Annotated in this window: 14 protein-coding genes; 11 read left to right on the forward strand and 3 right to left on the reverse strand. The window is 61.5% G+C overall.

Going from position 1 to position 16,560, the window contains the following annotated elements; all coding sequences use genetic code 11:
• The first annotated feature begins 78 nt into the window (after positions 1-78).
• Positions 79-1,434, forward strand: a complete 1,356-nt coding sequence (locus YH3_RS03815; RefSeq protein ID WP_064443006.1) for a glycosyltransferase 87 family protein — start codon at positions 79-81, stop codon at positions 1,432-1,434.
• An 18-nt stretch (positions 1,435-1,452) separates the two neighbouring features.
• Positions 1,453-2,034, forward strand: coding sequence for an HhH-GPD-type base excision DNA repair protein (locus YH3_RS03820; RefSeq protein WP_003943868.1), 582 nt, complete (start codon positions 1,453-1,455; stop codon positions 2,032-2,034).
• A 7-nt stretch (positions 2,035-2,041) separates the two neighbouring features.
• Here the strand turns inward: YH3_RS03820 and YH3_RS03825 are convergent, their stop codons facing one another.
• Positions 2,042-2,950 carry a LysR family transcriptional regulator gene (locus tag YH3_RS03825; protein WP_003943906.1) on the reverse strand — a complete coding sequence of 303 codons (909 nt, stop codon included), beginning with the start codon at positions 2,948-2,950 and terminating at the stop codon, positions 2,042-2,044.
• Between the two features lie 101 nt (positions 2,951-3,051).
• Here YH3_RS03825 and YH3_RS03830 point away from each other — a divergent pair, with 101 nt between their 5' ends.
• Entirely contained in the window at positions 3,052-4,098 is a 1,047-nt protein-coding gene (locus YH3_RS03830) for a YeiH family protein (protein ID WP_082920526.1), read from the forward strand.
• Here YH3_RS03830 and YH3_RS03835 read toward each other — a convergent pair.
• The gene (locus tag YH3_RS03835) at positions 4,091-5,095 is read right to left on the reverse strand and encodes an AraC family transcriptional regulator (protein ID WP_064443007.1); all 1,005 of its coding nucleotides are present in this window, start codon (positions 5,093-5,095) and stop codon (positions 4,091-4,093) included. The two genes, YH3_RS03830 and YH3_RS03835, sit on opposite strands and share 8 nt — an antisense overlap.
• 200 nt (positions 5,096-5,295) lie before the next feature.
• Between YH3_RS03835 and YH3_RS03840 the strand changes: the two genes are divergently transcribed.
• The 7 genes from YH3_RS03840 (at position 5,296) to YH3_RS03870 (ending at position 12,349) form a co-directional block, all read left to right on the forward strand.
• Positions 5,296-6,270: a quinone oxidoreductase gene (locus tag YH3_RS03840; protein WP_003943928.1), complete on the forward strand. Its 975-nt coding sequence runs from the start codon at positions 5,296-5,298 to the stop codon at positions 6,268-6,270.
• Between the two features lie 30 nt (positions 6,271-6,300).
• Positions 6,301-7,200, forward strand: coding sequence for a TauD/TfdA family dioxygenase (locus tag YH3_RS03845; protein WP_007731564.1), 900 nt, complete (start codon positions 6,301-6,303; stop codon positions 7,198-7,200).
• A 52-nt stretch (positions 7,201-7,252) separates the two neighbouring features.
• Positions 7,253-8,305 carry a 3-keto-5-aminohexanoate cleavage protein gene (locus YH3_RS03850; protein WP_003943988.1) on the forward strand — a complete coding sequence of 351 codons (1,053 nt, stop codon included), beginning with the start codon at positions 7,253-7,255 and terminating at the stop codon, positions 8,303-8,305.
• Between the two features lie 97 nt (positions 8,306-8,402).
• Positions 8,403-9,764, forward strand: a complete 1,362-nt coding sequence (locus YH3_RS03855) for an MFS transporter (protein ID WP_064443008.1) — start codon at positions 8,403-8,405, stop codon at positions 9,762-9,764.
• The gene (locus YH3_RS03860) at positions 9,764-10,387 is read left to right on the forward strand and encodes an alpha/beta hydrolase (RefSeq protein WP_064443465.1); all 624 of its coding nucleotides are present in this window, start codon (positions 9,764-9,766) and stop codon (positions 10,385-10,387) included. The genes YH3_RS03855 and YH3_RS03860 overlap by 1 nt, the downstream gene beginning before the upstream one ends.
• Entirely contained in the window at positions 10,380-11,969 is a 1,590-nt protein-coding gene (locus YH3_RS03865) for a long-chain fatty acid--CoA ligase (protein WP_064443009.1), read from the forward strand. The genes YH3_RS03860 and YH3_RS03865 overlap by 8 nt, the downstream gene beginning before the upstream one ends.
• Positions 11,970-11,977: 8 nt before the next feature.
• Positions 11,978-12,349, forward strand: coding sequence for a carboxymuconolactone decarboxylase family protein (locus YH3_RS03870; protein WP_020905896.1), 372 nt, complete (start codon positions 11,978-11,980; stop codon positions 12,347-12,349).
• 6 nt (positions 12,350-12,355) lie between these two features.
• Here the strand turns inward: YH3_RS03870 and YH3_RS03875 are convergent, their stop codons facing one another.
• Positions 12,356-13,669, reverse strand: a complete 1,314-nt coding sequence (locus tag YH3_RS03875; protein ID WP_003943791.1) for an ammonium transporter — start codon at positions 13,667-13,669, stop codon at positions 12,356-12,358.
• A 162-nt stretch (positions 13,670-13,831) separates the two neighbouring features.
• Between YH3_RS03875 and YH3_RS03880 the strand changes: the two genes are divergently transcribed.
• Positions 13,832-16,045 carry a DNA polymerase III subunit gamma and tau gene (locus tag YH3_RS03880; protein WP_064073540.1) on the forward strand — a complete coding sequence of 738 codons (2,214 nt, stop codon included), beginning with the start codon at positions 13,832-13,834 and terminating at the stop codon, positions 16,043-16,045.
• Positions 16,046-16,560: the final 515 nt, after the last annotated feature.

A 16,560-nucleotide genomic window follows, 5' to 3' on the forward strand; every position in this document is an offset into this window, starting at 1 on the left:
GGTCGGTACTTTTCGGTCTTGTCTTGTACCGTTCGGAGCATCAATTCCCGACATAGGGTGTGAATCCCGGAGGTTGTAGTGACGGGCGCGATCAACGCTTCGGATGGGCCTTCTTTCGAGGCGCACACCGCGAACTCGGAGTCGGTCGTCGAAGCTGACATACCGCGACGCACCCTCCGTGTCGGTGTTCTCGGATTCTCTGTACTCGGTGTTCTGGCAGTCGCGTCCGTGCTGATGGTTCTTTTCGCCGTGCCGATGAATACGCGGTACTGGGGCATCTTCGAAAATTTCCTCGATCTCGACGTCTACCGCCACGGCGGCAGCGTTGTGGTTCAGGGCCTTCCGTTGTACGACGGGCCAGTCCTGGAAGGGATGATGTTCACGTACACCCCGTTTGCGGCTTTGCTGTTCACGGTGTGGGCGGTGCTCTCGTTCAAACAGGCGATTGTTGTGTGGACGGGTTTGAACATCGCTGCGTTGTTCGCAGTGATCTTGTTGTGCTGGAAGTACCTCGGTTATCGGCTCGACGTGAAGGCGTACGCCGTGAGTGCGTTGGCGACGACGATCTTTCTGTTCATGGAACCGATACGTACGACGCTCTGGCTCGGGCAGATCAACATCTTCCTGCTGCTCTTGATCGTGTGGGACCTCGGTCGGGACGAGAAGAGTCGGCTCCGAGGAATCGGGGCAGGCATCGCCGCCGGCGTGAAGCTCACTCCGGCCTTCTTCTGGGCGTACCTCTTCATCACTCGTCAATGGCGTGCGTTGGTGACGGCCGTCGTGACGTTCGCTGCGACCGTTGCGATCGGCTTCGTCGTGATCTACAACGATGCGTACAAGTACTGGACCGGCACTCTTGTCGACAGCGAACGCGTCGGACCGACGGATGCTCCGAGCAACCAGTCTGTGTCCGGTCTGATCGCTCAGCTCACTCACACTCCGACGCCGTCGCGGGTCCTGGTCCTAGTCTTCAGTGCGCTAGCGGTATGCCTCGGACTCGGTGCCGCGTGGATTGCTCACCGCCACGGCCAGAAATTGCTCGGCCTCACCATGACGGGGTTGACTGCGACCACTGTCTCGCCGTTCTCGTGGGGCCATCACTGGGTGTGGTTCGTCCCGCTGGTCGTCCTCGCCGCGCACTACGCGATGGTGTCGAAGAAGCGCTGGGCGTGGGTGGCGCCGTTCGTTTTCCTGCTCCCGGTCTTGAACTGGTCTCACACCTGGTGGGACCCGTCGGTCATTCCGGGTACGGATCGCTTCATCGGAATGGGCCTGTTCATGTTCGTGCCGCCCGAGTATCTGCGGATTCCGACCGTCGGCGTCTACCTCTGGGTCTTCACGCTTGCCGCGGTCTCGACGTTGGTTCTGTTCGGCTGGAAGAAGTGGAAGATTCCGGCCCCGGATGCGTCGGCGCCGGTCACAACTGCCGTCTGACGTGGCAGTATCGGACTCATGGCACTTCAACTGAACCTTGTCGGTGACCCCGAAGCTGATGCCCTCCTGGCCGAGGACCCGTTGGCGTTGTTGATCGGAATGCTTCTCGATCAACAGGTTCCGATGGAAACGGCCTTCCTCGGTCCGAAGAAGCTGGCGGATCGGCTCAGCGGTATCGACGTCAGGCGTATCGCCGACATGGACACCGACGAGTTCATCGCCGTCTGCGCCGAGCCTCCGGCTGTGCACCGATTCCCCAAGTCGATGGGCGAGCGTATCCAGCTCATGTGCCAGTTCATCGTCGAGAACTACGACGGCGACACCGCGGCGATCTGGACTTCGGGAAATCCCGACGGCAAGGAAGTACTGAAGCGGCTCAAAGCCCTACCCGGTTACGGGGATCAGAAAGCCCGGATCTTCCTGGCGTTGCTCGGAAAACAGATCGGCGTCGAGCCGAAAGGTTGGCGCCAAGCGGCCGGCGACTACGGGCTCGAAGGTTCGAGGCGCTCGATTGCAGACGTGGTCGACGAACAGTCTTTGCTCGAGGTCCGCGAGTTCAAGAAGGCCGCAAAGGCAGCAGCGAAGGCCGACAAGAAGTAAGCCGCTTTCAGGACTTCCGGGACCCGCTCGCACGCACTACTTTCATCAGGTCGCCTGCGGGGCCCTCGAGCTGACGCGGCGGGCGCCACACTGCGCGCAGGGATCGGTCGAGTTCCAAGCCTTCGACGGCTACGACCCGAAGTTCTCCCTGCTTCACCTGGTCCTCGACGGCCAGCGTGCTCAGTACCGCCGGGCCGACGCCACCGAGCACGCTGGTTCGAATCGCGGCCGAACTACCCAGTTCCAACAACGGTGCACCGCGCTCGTATTCGTGTAACGCCAGGTCGAGAGTCGTTCTGGTTCCCGATCCGGGCTCGCGCACCAGCAGCGGCGTCGCTGCCAGTTCGGCGACGGTCAGCGGCTTTCGTCGACGCGCCCATGGATGATCCGGATGAACGACCACGACCAGCGAGTCACGCGCGACGGTGACGCTGGACAGGCTCTTCGGAACGGTCGGTGACTCGACGAATCCGAGGTCGCACATTCCCACCTCGACAGCCTCGAGGACGCGGGTCGAGTTGTAGACCTGAAGGTGGACGGTGACACCAGGATGTAGTGACCGAAAGATACCGAGCCAGGCCGGAATCAGATGTTCGGCGACGGTCATGCTGGCACACACGGTCAATTCCGCGGATCGTTCGGTCCGCATCCCTTCGGCGACGTCGAGAAGCTGCCTCGAGTTGGCGAGGACGCGGCGCGCCCAGTGGACGATGACGGTCCCCTGCGGAGTCAAAGTCGCCCCCGTCGACCTTCGGTGTATGAGGGGCATCCCGAGCTGCCGCTCGAGGGCTTTGACGGCGCGGCTGGCATTCGGCTGCGCAATGTTTGCTGAACGGCTTGCCGCACTGAGACTTCCGTGATCATCGATGCCGATGAGTAGCTCGAGAGTGGTGAGGTCGGGCCACCGTCTGGTCATGCAAACAGGCTATACCGAACTTCACGTTCATATCGATTTGATATGCCGTGATGGTAGAAATCGCCCTACCGGAGCGATGGTGGCTCAAGGACGCTGGATGAGTGAACCGTGATGTGAAGTCCGTGGCCGAGAAACCCGCAGTCGCCCCTTCGTCAGAAGTACGACGGTGGTCCAGTGTGGCTGCATTGGTGCCCGGAGTTGCGTTGTGCGCCTTGGGGGCCACGGTCGCGCTGATAGCCGGTCGGTTCACCTCCGCCGTGAGTCCGTTGCTGATTGCGATCGTGGCGGGTGCGGTGTTGGCGAATACCGTCTCTTTGCCGGCGAAATTCCAACCTGGCCTGGCATTCTCGGCGAAACGGCTACTTCGGGTGGGTATCGCTCTGCTCGGGCTGCAATTGATGTTCTCCGACATCGTCGGTTTGGGCTGGGGAGTGATCGCCGTTGTGGTTGCGATTGTGTTCCTCGGTATCGCCGGGACCATGTATGCCGGAAAACTTCTCGGATTGAGTTGGTCGCAGAGAATTCTGATTGCCTGCGGCTTCTCGATCTGTGGCGCTGCCGCCGTGGCTGCTGCGGACGGTGTGGTGAATGCGCGAGAGGAAGAGTTGCTCACCGCTGTTGCGTTGGTGGTGATCTTCGGAACTCTGATGATTCCGACAATCCCACTGTTGGCCAACGCTTTCGGTATGAACGAGGTCGGTGCAGGCATGTGGGCCGGTGGGTCGATCCACGAAGTGGCGCAAGTGGTGGCTGCCGGCAGCGCTCTCGGCGCCACCGCGTTGGGTGTCGCGACCGTGGTGAAACTTGCGCGCGTGTTGATGTTGGCGCCGGTCATGGCGTTTCTGAGTATCCGGCAACGCAGGATGGTCGACAGCACTGCCGCCAAGCGTCCCCCGCTGATTCCGTTGTTCGTCGTGGCATTCATCGGCTGCATGGGCTTGCGCTCCACGGGCATCTTGCCGGATGAGCTTCTGGGGCTGGCGAAGACGGTGCAGACGGCGCTGTTGGCCGCCGCGATGTTCGCACTCGGGCTGGGGGTGCGGTTGAGCGTCATTCGTGGAGTTGGCGCCCGGCCATTCGTGCTGGCCGCGATTTCCACTGTGTGGGTGGCAACGATCGCCTACGTCGGAGTCGTGCTGGTCAGCTGATCGAGCGCTGAGTCCGCCACGCGCTCGGGCTCATCGAGAACTGAGTGCGAAACCAGCGCGAGAAACTACCCTGCGTCGAAAACCCTAGGTGCACAGCCACTTCGGTCAACGAATAGCGAGGGTTGGTGACAAATCGTTCCGCGAGGGAGCTTCGAACCGAATTGAGAACGGCCGTGAACGTATCTCCGGATTCGGCGAGATGACGGTGCAGTGTCCGCCGGTCGAATCCGAGACTGCGTGCCACCTGCTCGACAGAGCAGCGGCCGGTCGGAAGCAGAACTTCGATCAATTCCTTGGTGCGGCTGAGGGTATCGGAGGTTTCCGAGGCGGGAAGCGAGTCGAGGAACTGGCGAGCGTACGGCCGGAGTAACTCGTCGGAAAGTTGGTTAGCCGCATCCAGGTCGGCGGCGAAGAAAACGATACCGGTGAACTCGTGATCGAATTCCACCGTCTCGCCGAGGATTCGCCGATGCGTGCTCGTGTCCTTCGGGGCATTGTGCGTGAATCCCACGCTGACCGGTTGCCATCGAGAACCCAGGAAACTCCGCAGGATCTGCAGTGTCGCGCCGACTGCGAGTTCGACGCTCTGTCTGGTGTCGACCGGTTCGCCGACCTCGAGCGAGATTCGCAGGGTGGCGAGTCCGTTGACCTCGTTCAATCGAATGCGTAATGACTCGTTGTACGTGTGCTCGTATCGCATCAATACGTCGAGTGCGCTCCTGACGTCTGGTTCTTCCCTGATGACCAAGCTGAGGGGGCCGAGATTGGACAGTCGACGCAGGCCGGCGAGTAGAAGCCCGAAGTCTTCGTGTCCGGACTCCGCTGCCGATCGCTCCAGGAGCGATGCGATGGAGGCGGCCGGTACCCATTGGTCGGGGTTCGCCAGGCTTGCCGGGCTCAGGCCGACACTTCTCATGAGGGCCACAGCGTCCACGTCCACTGTTCGGCACAGGTCGACGTATCGGTTCAGTGACGCGTAGCGGGCGAGTGGCTTCATAGGGCCCCCTTTACTCGATGTCCCGAAATGTTGTGTTGTGTGTCTCGTCAAGTTAAGCATGTGAGCCGGATCTCACATAGTTTTGTTCACATCAGTTCGGCACGACCACGAAGCCGAGCACCGACTTCTGGAAGTTGTTGCGTACGAATACAGCTCGACCGTAATCGAGTCGAGCCCGCCCACAGAATTGGAGAGCATTGATGGCAAACGCCATTCGGTTCCACGAGATCGGCACACCGTCCGTCATGCGTTGGGAAGAGATCGAGGTAGGACGACCGGGCGCCGGAGAGGTTCGGGTTCGTCATGAAGCGGTGGGGTTGAACTTCGCCGACACCTACTTTCGAAGTGGCCTCTATCCTGCGCAATTGCCTGCCGGGATGGGCGTCGAGGGCGCCGGTGTGGTCGAAGAGATCGGCGAGGGAGTAGTCGATTTTGCAGTGGGGGACCGTGTGACCTACACCGGCAGTCCGCTGGGTGCGTACGCCACCGAGCGGATCATGGCGTCGTCCGACCTGATCGCGCTACCCGACGGCATCGCCTTCGACACCGCGGCCGCCATGACCATGCGAGGACTGACTGCCGCCTACCTTCTGCGTCGCATCTACCCGTTGAAAGCGGGAGACACCGTGTTGCTACATGCTGCGGCGGGCGGGGTTGGACTGATCTTCACCCAGTGGGCAAAACTGTTGGGAATCAAAGTGATCGGAACGGTGTCGAGCGACGAGAAGGCGAGCGTTGCCCGAGCTCACGGGTGCGATGAAGTCGTCATCTACACCCGCGAGGACGTCGTCGCGCGTGTCAAGGAGATCACCGGGGGCGTCGGCGTGCCGGTTGTCTACGACAGTATCGGGCAATCCACGTTCGACATCTCTCTCGATTGCCTTGCCAGGCGGGGGCTGCTGGTGTGCTTCGGAACGGCGTCCGGACCGACTCCGCCGATTCAGGCAATGCAGTTGGCAGTCAAGGGATCACTCTTCCTCACACGTCCGGCTCTCGCCGATTACATCGCGGATCCCGAAGAACGTGCCGAACTGGCGGGTGAACTGTTCTCACACGTCGAGTCCGGGCGAATCAAGATCGAGATCAACCAGCGATACCCCCTCGAAGATGCGGTGCGTGCGCACCACGACATGGAGTCCGGTCGCAGTATCGGTTCCTCCGTCTTCTCCGTCTGAACCGAAACAGCACTTCCCAGAGGAATTGTCATGACCAACACCGCAACGCTCACAGAAAACCTTCCCTCGTCGAGGAATACGATCCGCGTCGAGAAATTGACCTGTTCGATCGGGGCAGAGTTGTCCGGGGTGGATCTCGGCGAGGTCGCGCGAGATGATGCACTCTTCGCCGAAATCAAGGCATTGTTGCTCGAACACAAGGTTCTGTTCTTTCGCGACCAGACCTTCTCCAAAGCCGAGCACGTAGAACTTGCCCAGCGATTCGGTGAACTCGAGGATCATCCGGCTCTGGGCAGCGACCCCGACCACCCGGGCCTGGTCCGCATCTACAAGGATCTGGACAGCCCGCCGGAGCATTTCGAGAATGCATATCACTGCGACGCCACCTGGCGCGTTAACCCGCCCATGGGATGTGTATTGCGTTGTGTGGAAACACCTCCTGTCGGCGGCGACACGATTTGGGTGAACATGGCACTCGCCTACGAGAATCTGCCGGCGCGGGTCAAGGAGCAGATCAAGGATCTGCGTGCCAGGCACAGTATCGAGTCGACCTTCGGCGCTCGGATGCCGATCGAACAGCGGCACCAGCTGAAGGAACGCTTTCCCGACGCCGAACATCCCGTGGTACGAACACATCCGGAGACCGGCGAGAAGATTCTCTTCGTCAATTCGTTCGCCACACACCTCGTGAACTATCACACGCCCGAGAACGTCCGCTATGGAATCGATTACGCCCCCGGCGCCGGGAATCTGCTCACTTACCTGGCGAGCCAGGCTCAGATTCCCGAGTACCAGGTTCGGTGGCGTTGGACCGAAAACAGCGTCGCGATCTGGGACAACCGTTCGACACAGCATTACGCGGTGCAGGACTACTGGCCCGCGGTTCGAAAGATGGAGCGCGCCGGAATCATCGGCGACGCACCGTTCTGATCTCTCTTCCCAGCCCCGAAGATAAATTCATTCACTCGATCGGAGTCACGCTATGCATTTCCACGACGATTCACTGTTCCCCGAAACCCAGGACAAGCTTGTCATCACCGTTGCTCCCTACGGACCGGAGTGGGAGCCGGACGATTTTGCAGAAGACCTCCCTCTGTCGATGGACGAGCACGTCCAGCAAGCCGTCGACTGTTTCAACGCCGGTGCCACAGTTCTCCACATCCACGTGCGTGAACTCGACGGCAAGGGCTCGAAGCGTCTGTCGAAGTTCAACGAGCTTCTCGGTCGCTTGCGTGAGGCCGTTCCCGAGATGATTCTGCAGGTCGGCGGGTCGATTTCGTTTGCCCCGGAGGGGGAAGGTGCCGATGCGAAGTGGTTGTCCGACGACGTGCGTCACATGCTGGCGGAATTGGAGCCGGCTCCCGATCAGGTGACGATCGCGATCAATACCAGCCAGATGAACATCATGGAACTGATGACCGACGACGACATCGCGGGTACGTCGATGCAGCGTCCGGAATTGGCCGATACGTATCGGGAAATGACTGTGCCCGCCGGTCCGGAGTGGGTGGCAGAGCACCTGCGCCGGTTGCAGGCCGCCGGAATCCAGCCGCATTTCCAGTTGTCCAGTATTCCGCAGCTCGAAACGGTGGAGCGGTTGATCCGACGCGGCATCTACACGGGTCCGGTCAACCTCACGTGGGTCGCAATCGGCGGCGGCTTCGACGGACCCAACCCGTACAACATGATGAACTTCGTCCAGCGTGTTCCCGACGGTGCGTGCCTGACGCTGGAAACGCTGATGCGTAGCGTCCTGCCGGTGAACACGATGGCCATCGCGATGGGCTTGCACGCTCGCTGCGGCAACGAGGACACCATCTGGGGCCGCAAGGGCGAGAAGATGACGTCGGTGCAGCAGATCGAGCAGTTGGTGCGCATTGCAGGCGAATTGGGCCGCGAGGTGGCTACCGCGAAGGAAGCTCGGGACATCTACCGGATCGGTGAGACGTATGCCGACACCGACGAGACGTTGGCGAAGCTGGGTTACGCGCCCAACCGCCGGATCGGCCAGCTGGGATTCACGCAGCACGCCTGAGTTCGCACCCTCTCGTACAACAGTTCCGGGGGTACGAACCGCGACGGTTCGTACCCCCGAATCCCCCCGTCTACCTCGAGTACTTCCTAGGAGAGTCATGGGACTGCAAGCTCCCGCCACGCCACGTGTGGACACCGCGCTCGGAATCGGCGGACGACGAAAGTTATACCCGTGGATCGTTTTCGCCCTGGCTTTCGGTCTTCTGCTCTCGGACTACATGTCGAGGCAGGTGCTCAGTGCAGTCTTCCCGATCCTGAAAGCGGACTGGGATCTCTCCGATTCGCACCTCGCCTCCCTGAGCAGCGTGGTGGCATTGATGGTCGGGCTGTTGACGTTCCCGTTGTCGCTGCTCGCGGACCGCTGGGGCCGCGTCAAGAGCTTGATCTTGATGGCGGTGTTGTGGAGTGTCGCGACGTTGCTGTGCGCAATCGCTCAGACCTACGAACAGATGTTGGGCGCCCGGTTCCTGGTCGGTGTCGGTGAAGCGGCGTACGGCAGCGTGGGTATCGCCGTGGTCCTCAGTGTGTTTGCGCCCCGCGTGCACGCAGCTCTTGCCGGTGCCTTCATGGCCGGTGGATCGTTCGGTTCGGTCATCGGTGTGGCAATCGGTGGGTTCATCGCAGTCCAGTTCAGTTGGCGGTGGTCTTTTGCCGCCATGGCAATCTTCGGTCTGATTCTGGTCGCGCTCTTCCGTGCCCTCGTCACCGAGAAGAAGCTCACCGCTTACGCCGTCGAGGCCGCGCCGGATGCCGCCGGGGAAGCGGTGAGACACGACGGTTTTCGTGCGCCGGTGTCCTCGCTGTTCACCAATCCCGCCGTGTTGTTCGCCTACATCGGTGGTGGTCTCCAGATGTTCACCGCCGCTGTACTTCTGGCGTGGTTGCCGAGCTTCTTCAATCGCTACTACGATTTGGCCCCGGACAAGGCCGGCGTCACAGCTTCCGTATTCGTCCTCCTGGTCGGAAGCGGGATGGTGGTCTGCGGTTTCATCACAGATCGATTCAGCCGCGACGATTCGGCGCGAAAATGGACCACCGCCATCGTTTACTGCGCCATCTCGTTGGTGACGCTGAGCATCGGGCTCCGGTTAGGCACGGGGACAGCACAACTCGTGTTGCTCGGTATCGGTGCATTCTTCTCCGCCGGTTCGTCGGGGCCGACGGCAGCGATGGTCGCGAACCTTACCCATCACTCGATTCGAGCGTCGGCCATGGGAACGCTCACCGTCGCCAACAACCTTCTCGGGCTGGCGCTCGGTCCCTTCGTTGTCGGCATCCTCGCCGATCACCTGGGTCTTCTCGGCGCTCTACAGCTTTCGCCCTTCGTCTATGTCGTCGCGGCCCTCGCGTTGGTAGCCGGCAAGCGTGCCTATCCCGCCGGGATGAGGCGGCTGGCGACGTTGCAGAATCGGCCCGAGATCCTCGGCGCCACTGAAGTAACAGACGTTCGGAGCTCATGATGAATGAATCAACTACGGTAGTAATGGTTCCCGGTCTGCGGGATCATGTCGAAGATCATTGGCAGACTCACCTCGCGCGCAGGCTCGACAACGTTCTGACGGTTCCTCCCCTCGAGACCGACAAGCTCAGCCGCGATGCGCGGGTTGCGGCATTGAACGAGGTGCTGACAAGTGTCTGCGGGCCGGTGGTCCTGGTCGGGCACAGCGCCGGAGTCATGACAGTTGCTCACTGGGCGAGGGCGAATCATCGAGAGGTTGCGGGCGCACTTCTGGTCACGCCGGCGGATCTCGAACTTCCGCTGCCCGAGTCTTATCCGTCTCTCGAAGATCTCGACCGACACGGGTGGCTACCGATACCGCGTCAGCGTCTGCCGTTTCCGAGCACGGTCGCGGCGAGTCGGAACGATCCGCTCGCCGGGTATCGCCGAGTTGTGGGTTTGGCTGAAGGATGGGGGAGTCGGTTGCTGGATCTGGGTGAGGTCGGACATCTCAATCCGGCGTCCGGATACGGGTATTGGCCGCGGGCGGAATCGTTGGTGCGGGAACTGCTCGAGTCGGTGTCGCGCGCTGCCTCGTCTCATGCCACGGATTCCGATGCGCAGGAGGAACACAGTCATGCTTGATCTTGCTGCTCTGCTGGAAGACTCGGCCCGGCGGTACCCGGAACGGGATGCGCTGGTTCTCGGGGAAGCGAGGCTGACGTATGCGCAGTTCGACGCGTACGCGAATCGCATCGCCCATCTGCTCGTCTCGCGGGGTGTCGAGCCAGGTGACAAGGTGGCGTTGTCCTGCCCGAACGTTCTCGAGTTCCCGATCGTCTACTACGGCATTCTCAAGGCCGGCGGCGTCGTCGTTCCTCTGAACATTCTGCTCAAGGGGCGCGAAATCGCCTATCACCTGGCTGATTCGGAAGCAAAGCTGTACTTCTGTTTCGAGGGAAGTCCCGAATTGCCGATCGCTGAGTACGCCATCGCCGGGTTCGAGCAGAGCGAGACCTGTTCGGCCCTGATCGTGATCAGCGCCGAGTCGGGTGCACCGTCGTCGATCCTCGGAGTCGAGACTCTAGGCGAAGCACTGGCGTCCGTGTCCGGCACGGAAACGCCTGCAGTCGCGGTTGTTCGTGAACCGACGGACACCGCGGTCATCCTCTACACCAGCGGCACGACCGGAAAGCCCAAGGGCGCCGAACTCACTCACTGCAACATGGTCTTGAATGCACTGTCGACCAACCGGTTGTTCGAGAGCGTTCCGTCCATGCATGAGCGTTATCTCCTGACTTTGCCGTTGTTCCACTCGTTCGGCCAGACAGTGACCATGAATGCGGGAATCTGCGTCGGTGCCACCTTGGTGTTGATGCCGCGCTTCGATGCGACCGCGGCACTCGAGATCATGGAACGCGAAAAGATCTCGGTCTTCGCGGGCGTCCCGACCATGTATTGGGGACTGCTCGGCGTGCTGGACGAGGTAGTGAAATCCGGGGTGGATATCGAGACCGTTGCACAGAACATGCGGTGCGCGATCTCCGGTGGCGCAGCGCTTCCCGTGGAAATATTGACACAGTTCAGGGAACGCTTCGGTGTTCAGATCCTCGAAGGGTACGGGTTGTCCGAGACCTCTCCGCTGGCCTTGTTCAGTGCCCCGGAGAGCGACCCCCGGCCCGGTTCGATCGTCGTGCCGATCTGGGGCGTCGAAGCGCGGCTTGTCGACGACTCTTGGCACACGATCGCCGGCCCCGATGAAGTGGGAGAGTTGGCCATTCGCGGGCACAACGTCATGAAGGGCTATTTCAACCGACCCGAGGCGACGGCGGAAGTCATGCGCGACGGATGGTTTCGCACCGGGGATTTGGCACGGGTCGATACCGACGGAAATTACTACATCGTCGATCGCGCGAAGGACATGATCGTGCGGGGCGGATTCAACGTCTACCCACGCGAAATCGAAGAGGTTCTGCTCACTCACCCAGCCGTCTCACTCGTCGCCGTCGTCGGGGTGCCGGACTCGAGCCTCGGCGAAGAAGTTGTCGCGTTCGTGATCCGAGAGCCGAGTGAAGAGATCTCCGAATCGGATCTCGTGGAATGGACGCGGGAACAGATGGCCGCCTACAAATATCCGCGTCGCATCGAGTTCGTGCCGTCGCTGCCGATGACGGCAACCGGAAAGATTCTCAAACGTGAACTGAATCAAGCATTTTCGATGGTCTGAGGAGATCGATGACTGACGTTCGAGCAAGTGAAGCTTTTCCCGTGACCCAGGCCATGAAGGATTCGGGTGGCTGGAATCCGTTGTGGGACGGACTTTCGGAGCTGGATCCCGAGTGGACCGAGCTGTACATGAAGACAGCGATGCAGCCCTGGAACAGCGGGGTGCTGTCACCTCAGGTGATCCAGTTGCTGTGCATAGCCGTCGATGCGGCGAGCACACACATGTACGCACCCGGCGTACGACGCCATATTCGCGCCGCGCTCGACATGGGAGTGACCCCGAAGGAGATTCTCGAGGTGCTGAAACTGACCACCGTCGTCGGGATTCATTCCTGCAATGTCGGCGTTCCGATCCTGATGGAGGAAATCGCGAACCGGTGAGGGCGGTCAGTCCCGCTCGCGGTTCTCCCGTTCCTCCCGCTGACGCTGGAGGAACGGGCTCGGGTTCTGTCCGCCGATCGGACCGTGGCCGAGTACTCCGTGCTCGTAGGCCGACTCCGCGTGCAGGGCAACGTCGATTCCGCGGGCCTCGTCTTCACGCGAAATGCGGAAGCCGAAGGTCTTGTCGATGAGCTTTCCGAGACCGTAGGTCACACCGAAGGCATAGAGCGCGACCACGACGACGCCGACGAACTGCTTGCCCAACTGCGCGAATCCACCGCCGAAGAACAAACCTTCCGGACCGCCCGTCATCACGGCCGTCGCGAGGAGTCCGATCAGCAACGAGCCGACGATTCCGCCGACGAGGTGCACGCCGACGACGTCGAGGGAGTCGTCGTAGCCGAGCTTGTGCTTCCATCCCACGGCGTACGAGCAGACGATGCCGGCGATCAGACCGATGACGAGCGCACCGAACATGTTCACCGTTCCGCACGACGGGGTGATCGCGACCAGACCGGCGACGACGCCCGAAGCTGCGCCGAACGTCGTGGGGTGTCCGTCACGATTCTGCTCGACGAACAGCCAGCCGAGTAGTCCGGTGCAACCGGCGACGAGTGTGTTGAGGAAGATCTGCGAGGCCATACCGTCGGCCGCAAGGGCCGAGCCGGCGTTGAATCCGAACCAACCGAACCAGAGCAGGCCTACGCCGAGCAGGACGAACGGCAGATTGTGCGGACGCATCGACTCGGCCTTGAAACCCATCCGCTGGCCGAGGACCAGTGCCAATGCCAGACCCGACGCTCCGGACACGATTTCGACCACGAGGCCACCGGCGTAGTCGAGTGCGCCCATCTGGGCGAGCCATCCCTGCGGATTCCACACCCAGTGAGCGACGGGGACATAGACGAGCAAGGACCAGATGGGGACGAAGATCATCCAGGCGGAGAACTTCGCGCGGTCGGCGATCGCACCACTGATGAGCGCTGCAGTAAGGATTGCGAACGTCAATTGGAAGGTTGCGAACAACACTTCCGGGACATTCCCGTGCACCGTCGACGGGTCGATGCCCGCCATGCCGATGTGCTCGAGTCCGCCGATGATGCCACCGTGATCGTCGCCGAACACGAGGCTGTAGCCCACGAACAACCACGCAACCGTGACGAGTGCGATCGAGACGAAACTCATCATGATCATGTTGAGTACGCCCGTCGAGCGGACCATGCCGCCGTAGAACAGTGCGAGTCCTGGCGTCATCAGAAGTACGAGTGCAGTACTGACGAGCAACCAGGCAGTTGCTCCGGCATCGATGGTGGCGGGCACAGTTTTCTCCTCACGCACGCGGACCAGCCCGCGTGCACGGAACCCACGATGAGTGCGTGCGGTTTCCTCCGCACTGCGATTGTGTTGCGAACATGTTTCGGCAGAAGTCGGCGTTGCACCCGCACCGGACCACCTGTCGTGGGTCGCCGGTAGTCTTTGCGCGTGGCCCTGTACCGGAAGTATCGACCCGCGTCCTTCGCCGAGGTGGTGGGGCAGGAGCATGTCACCGCACCGCTCAGCACGGCCCTCGACACCGGACGCATCAACCATGCCTACCTGTTTTCCGGCCCGCGCGGCTGCGGAAAGACGTCGTCGGCGCGAATCCTGGCGCGTTCGCTGAACTGTGAGCAGGGACCGACGTCGACGCCGTGCAACGTGTGCGACTCGTGCGTTTCGCTGGGCCCGGGCGGCACAGGCAACCTGGATGTGACGGAACTCGACGCCGCAAGTCACGGTGGCGTCGACGACACCCGAGAACTCCGAGACAAGGCGTTCCACGCACCCGCCGCATCTCGCTACCGCGTCTTCATCATCGACGAGGCACACATGGTGACGGCGGCGGGTTTCAATGCGCTGCTCAAAATCGTCGAAGAGCCGCCGGAACACCTCATCTTCATCTTTGCGACGACGGAACCGGAAAAGGTTCTCCCGACCATCCGTTCGCGTACACACCATTACCCGTTCCGCCTGTTGGCGCCGTCGACCATGCGCGGACTCCTGGAAAAGATCTGCGCCCAGGAGGGCGTACCGGTCGAGCCTGCGGTGTATCCACTGGTCATCAAGGCCGGCGGCGGTTCCCCTCGTGACTCGTTGAGTGTCCTCGATCAGCTGCTCGCGGGCGCAGGAGAAGAAGGTGTCACGTATCCGCGCGCGCTCTCTCTTCTCGGAGTCACCGACGTCGCGCTCATCGACGAAGCAGTAGACGCCCTGTCTGCCAGTGACGGGGCCGCGTTGTTCGGCACTGTCGATCGCGTGATGGACGCCGGTCACGATCCACGCCGATTCGCGCTCGATCTTCTCGAGCGCCTGCGTGATCTCATCTTGATGCAGGCTGTTTCCGATGCCAGCGAACGAGGATTGGTCGACGCTCCGGAAGCGGAGCTGGTCACGATGCGTGAGCAGATTCAACGAGTCGGCCCGGCCACGCTCACCCGCTTCGCCGAGACTGTCCATGCCGGACTCAGCGAAATGCGTGGTGCGACGGCGCCGCGGCTGCTGCTCGAAGTGATGTGCGCGCGAATGCTGCTGCCGTCGGCCTCCGACACCGAGTCAGCTGTATTGCAGCGGCTGGAGCGCCTGGAACAAGGTATTCCGGCTGCCGGAGTCGCGGCTGCTCCTCGCGCGGCAGCAACGCCGGCACCCACCGTGCCGCCGCTCGAACCGGAGATTGCTTCCAAGTTCCAACGGCCCTCTCAACGCAAGGCCGAGCCTGAGGCACGGCCGGAACCAGCCGCGCCTGCTCCAGCTGCGGCGCCGCCGGTTGTGGAGGCTCCTGTCGTCGAACCTCCGGTAGCGGCAGTTCCCGTCGTCGAGACTCCCACTGTCGAGATCGTGGAACCGCCGGTTGCCGAAGCTCCGGTGGTTGAAGCTCCGGTTGCCGAAGCTCCAATAGTTGAAGCTCCTGTGGTTGAACCACCGGTTACTGCTTCTGTCGAGGCGGAAGAGCTGATCGGGCTTGCCGAGCCGGAACCCGACTACGAGCCCGAGCCCGAGTTCGACGAGCCGGCGGTTGCCGAAGCTGCGCCGGTCTCGGCAGGCCCCACAGTCGAGACTCTCCGTGAATCGTGGAACACCTTGCGCAACAAGGTCGGTGAACGAAACAAGGTTCTTCCGGCCATGCTGTCCGCTGCGACGGTTCACGACGTGCGTGGACATGTCGTTGTCATCGCTCACGGCTCACCGGTCCTGGGTGCTCGTGTGACGCAACCGCACAACGCGGCGGTCATTTGCGAGGTCCTTGCCGAAATGTTCGGTGGCACTTGGCAGGTCGAGTATCAAGAAGGTGCGCCTACAGCGCCGACAGTATCGAGCGCAACCAAGGCGACGGAAGCTCCGAGCCGCCCTGCCGCTGCGCCCCGCTTCTCGCGGCCCAGTCAGGAGCGCGCAGCGCAGCAGCCCAAGGCCCCGCAGCCCCAGCGCGGCGATTCGGACGACATTCCGCCGCCCGAGGCCCCCGACTATCCGGAAGACCCTGGACCGGCGCCTGCTCCTGAGGTCGACTACGAGGCAACTCCTCCGCCTGCAACGCCGGAGGACGAGGACGAGATGTTTGCGGAGGCGGCTGAGCCCGCTGATCCGACTGCCAGACGTGATCCTGAGGATGTTGCAAAGGAACTCCTCAAGGACGTCCTCGGAGCTCGCCGCCTCGAAAGCTGAGTTGCCGTCTCGGTCCGTGTGCGTGAAACAGCTGTCGGAATCCAGCTGCACCACTGTGTGATCGAATTGTTATAAGTGCCGTTCCCTTTGTGCGCGCGCGTCTCGAAAGCGCGCCGGCTCGGCCTCGCAAAGCTGAATTGTATGTGGCTGGTTTGCTGGCACATTCGTTCGCTCAGTTCCGGTGTAACGAAACGTCGATTCGGACGATGGTCGCCGAAGAATATCTGGAATTTCTCGTTGTCTGATGGGCATTCGAGTGCTGCTGTTAAATTTCGGTGTGTCACGAATGTTCAGATTGATAGTTGTCGGATGTTTGATTTGCGGGGATCGACCAATTTGGGACATTCGGCGATTTGGCCACATATTCGGCATTGCGGCATTTCGGTGCATATTCAACTGAATAATTGCCGATCGCGAGAAAATGGCGGCCGTGAAACCGGGATCCGGTACGGATGTTCAAGCAGGAGCATGACCGGTTACGAAGCAAATAAGTAACTCCGAGTTACAGCTAACTC

The organism is Rhodococcus sp. YH3-3, assembly GCF_001653035.1.
Taxonomy (GTDB): Bacteria; Actinomycetota; Actinomycetes; order Mycobacteriales; family Mycobacteriaceae; genus Rhodococcus_F; species Rhodococcus_F qingshengii.

What these genes read in the sequence shown, in the direction of transcription:
- YH3_RS03870 (WP_020905896.1), top strand. Translation starts at nt 11,978, where the DNA reads ATGACTGACGTTCGAGCAAGTGAAGCTTTTCCCGTGACCCAGGCCATG.
- YH3_RS03860 (WP_064443465.1), top strand. Translation starts at nt 9,764, where the DNA reads ATGAATGAATCAACTACGGTAGTAATGGTTCCCGGTCTGCGGGATCAT.
- YH3_RS03865 (WP_064443009.1), top strand. Translation starts at nt 10,380, where the DNA reads ATGCTTGATCTTGCTGCTCTGCTGGAAGACTCGGCCCGGCGGTACCCG.
- YH3_RS03850 (WP_003943988.1), top strand. Translation starts at nt 7,253, where the DNA reads ATGCATTTCCACGACGATTCACTGTTCCCCGAAACCCAGGACAAGCTT.
- YH3_RS03825 (WP_003943906.1), bottom strand. Translation starts at nt 2,950, where the DNA reads ATGACCAGACGGTGGCCCGACCTCACCACTCTCGAGCTACTCATCGGC.
- YH3_RS03855 (WP_064443008.1), top strand. Translation starts at nt 8,403, where the DNA reads ATGGGACTGCAAGCTCCCGCCACGCCACGTGTGGACACCGCGCTCGGA.
- YH3_RS03845 (WP_007731564.1), top strand. Translation starts at nt 6,301, where the DNA reads ATGACCAACACCGCAACGCTCACAGAAAACCTTCCCTCGTCGAGGAAT.
- YH3_RS03840 (WP_003943928.1), top strand. Translation starts at nt 5,296, where the DNA reads ATGGCAAACGCCATTCGGTTCCACGAGATCGGCACACCGTCCGTCATG.
- YH3_RS03820 (WP_003943868.1), top strand. Translation starts at nt 1,453, where the DNA reads ATGGCACTTCAACTGAACCTTGTCGGTGACCCCGAAGCTGATGCCCTC.
- YH3_RS03835 (WP_064443007.1), bottom strand. Translation starts at nt 5,095, where the DNA reads ATGAAGCCACTCGCCCGCTACGCGTCACTGAACCGATACGTCGACCTG.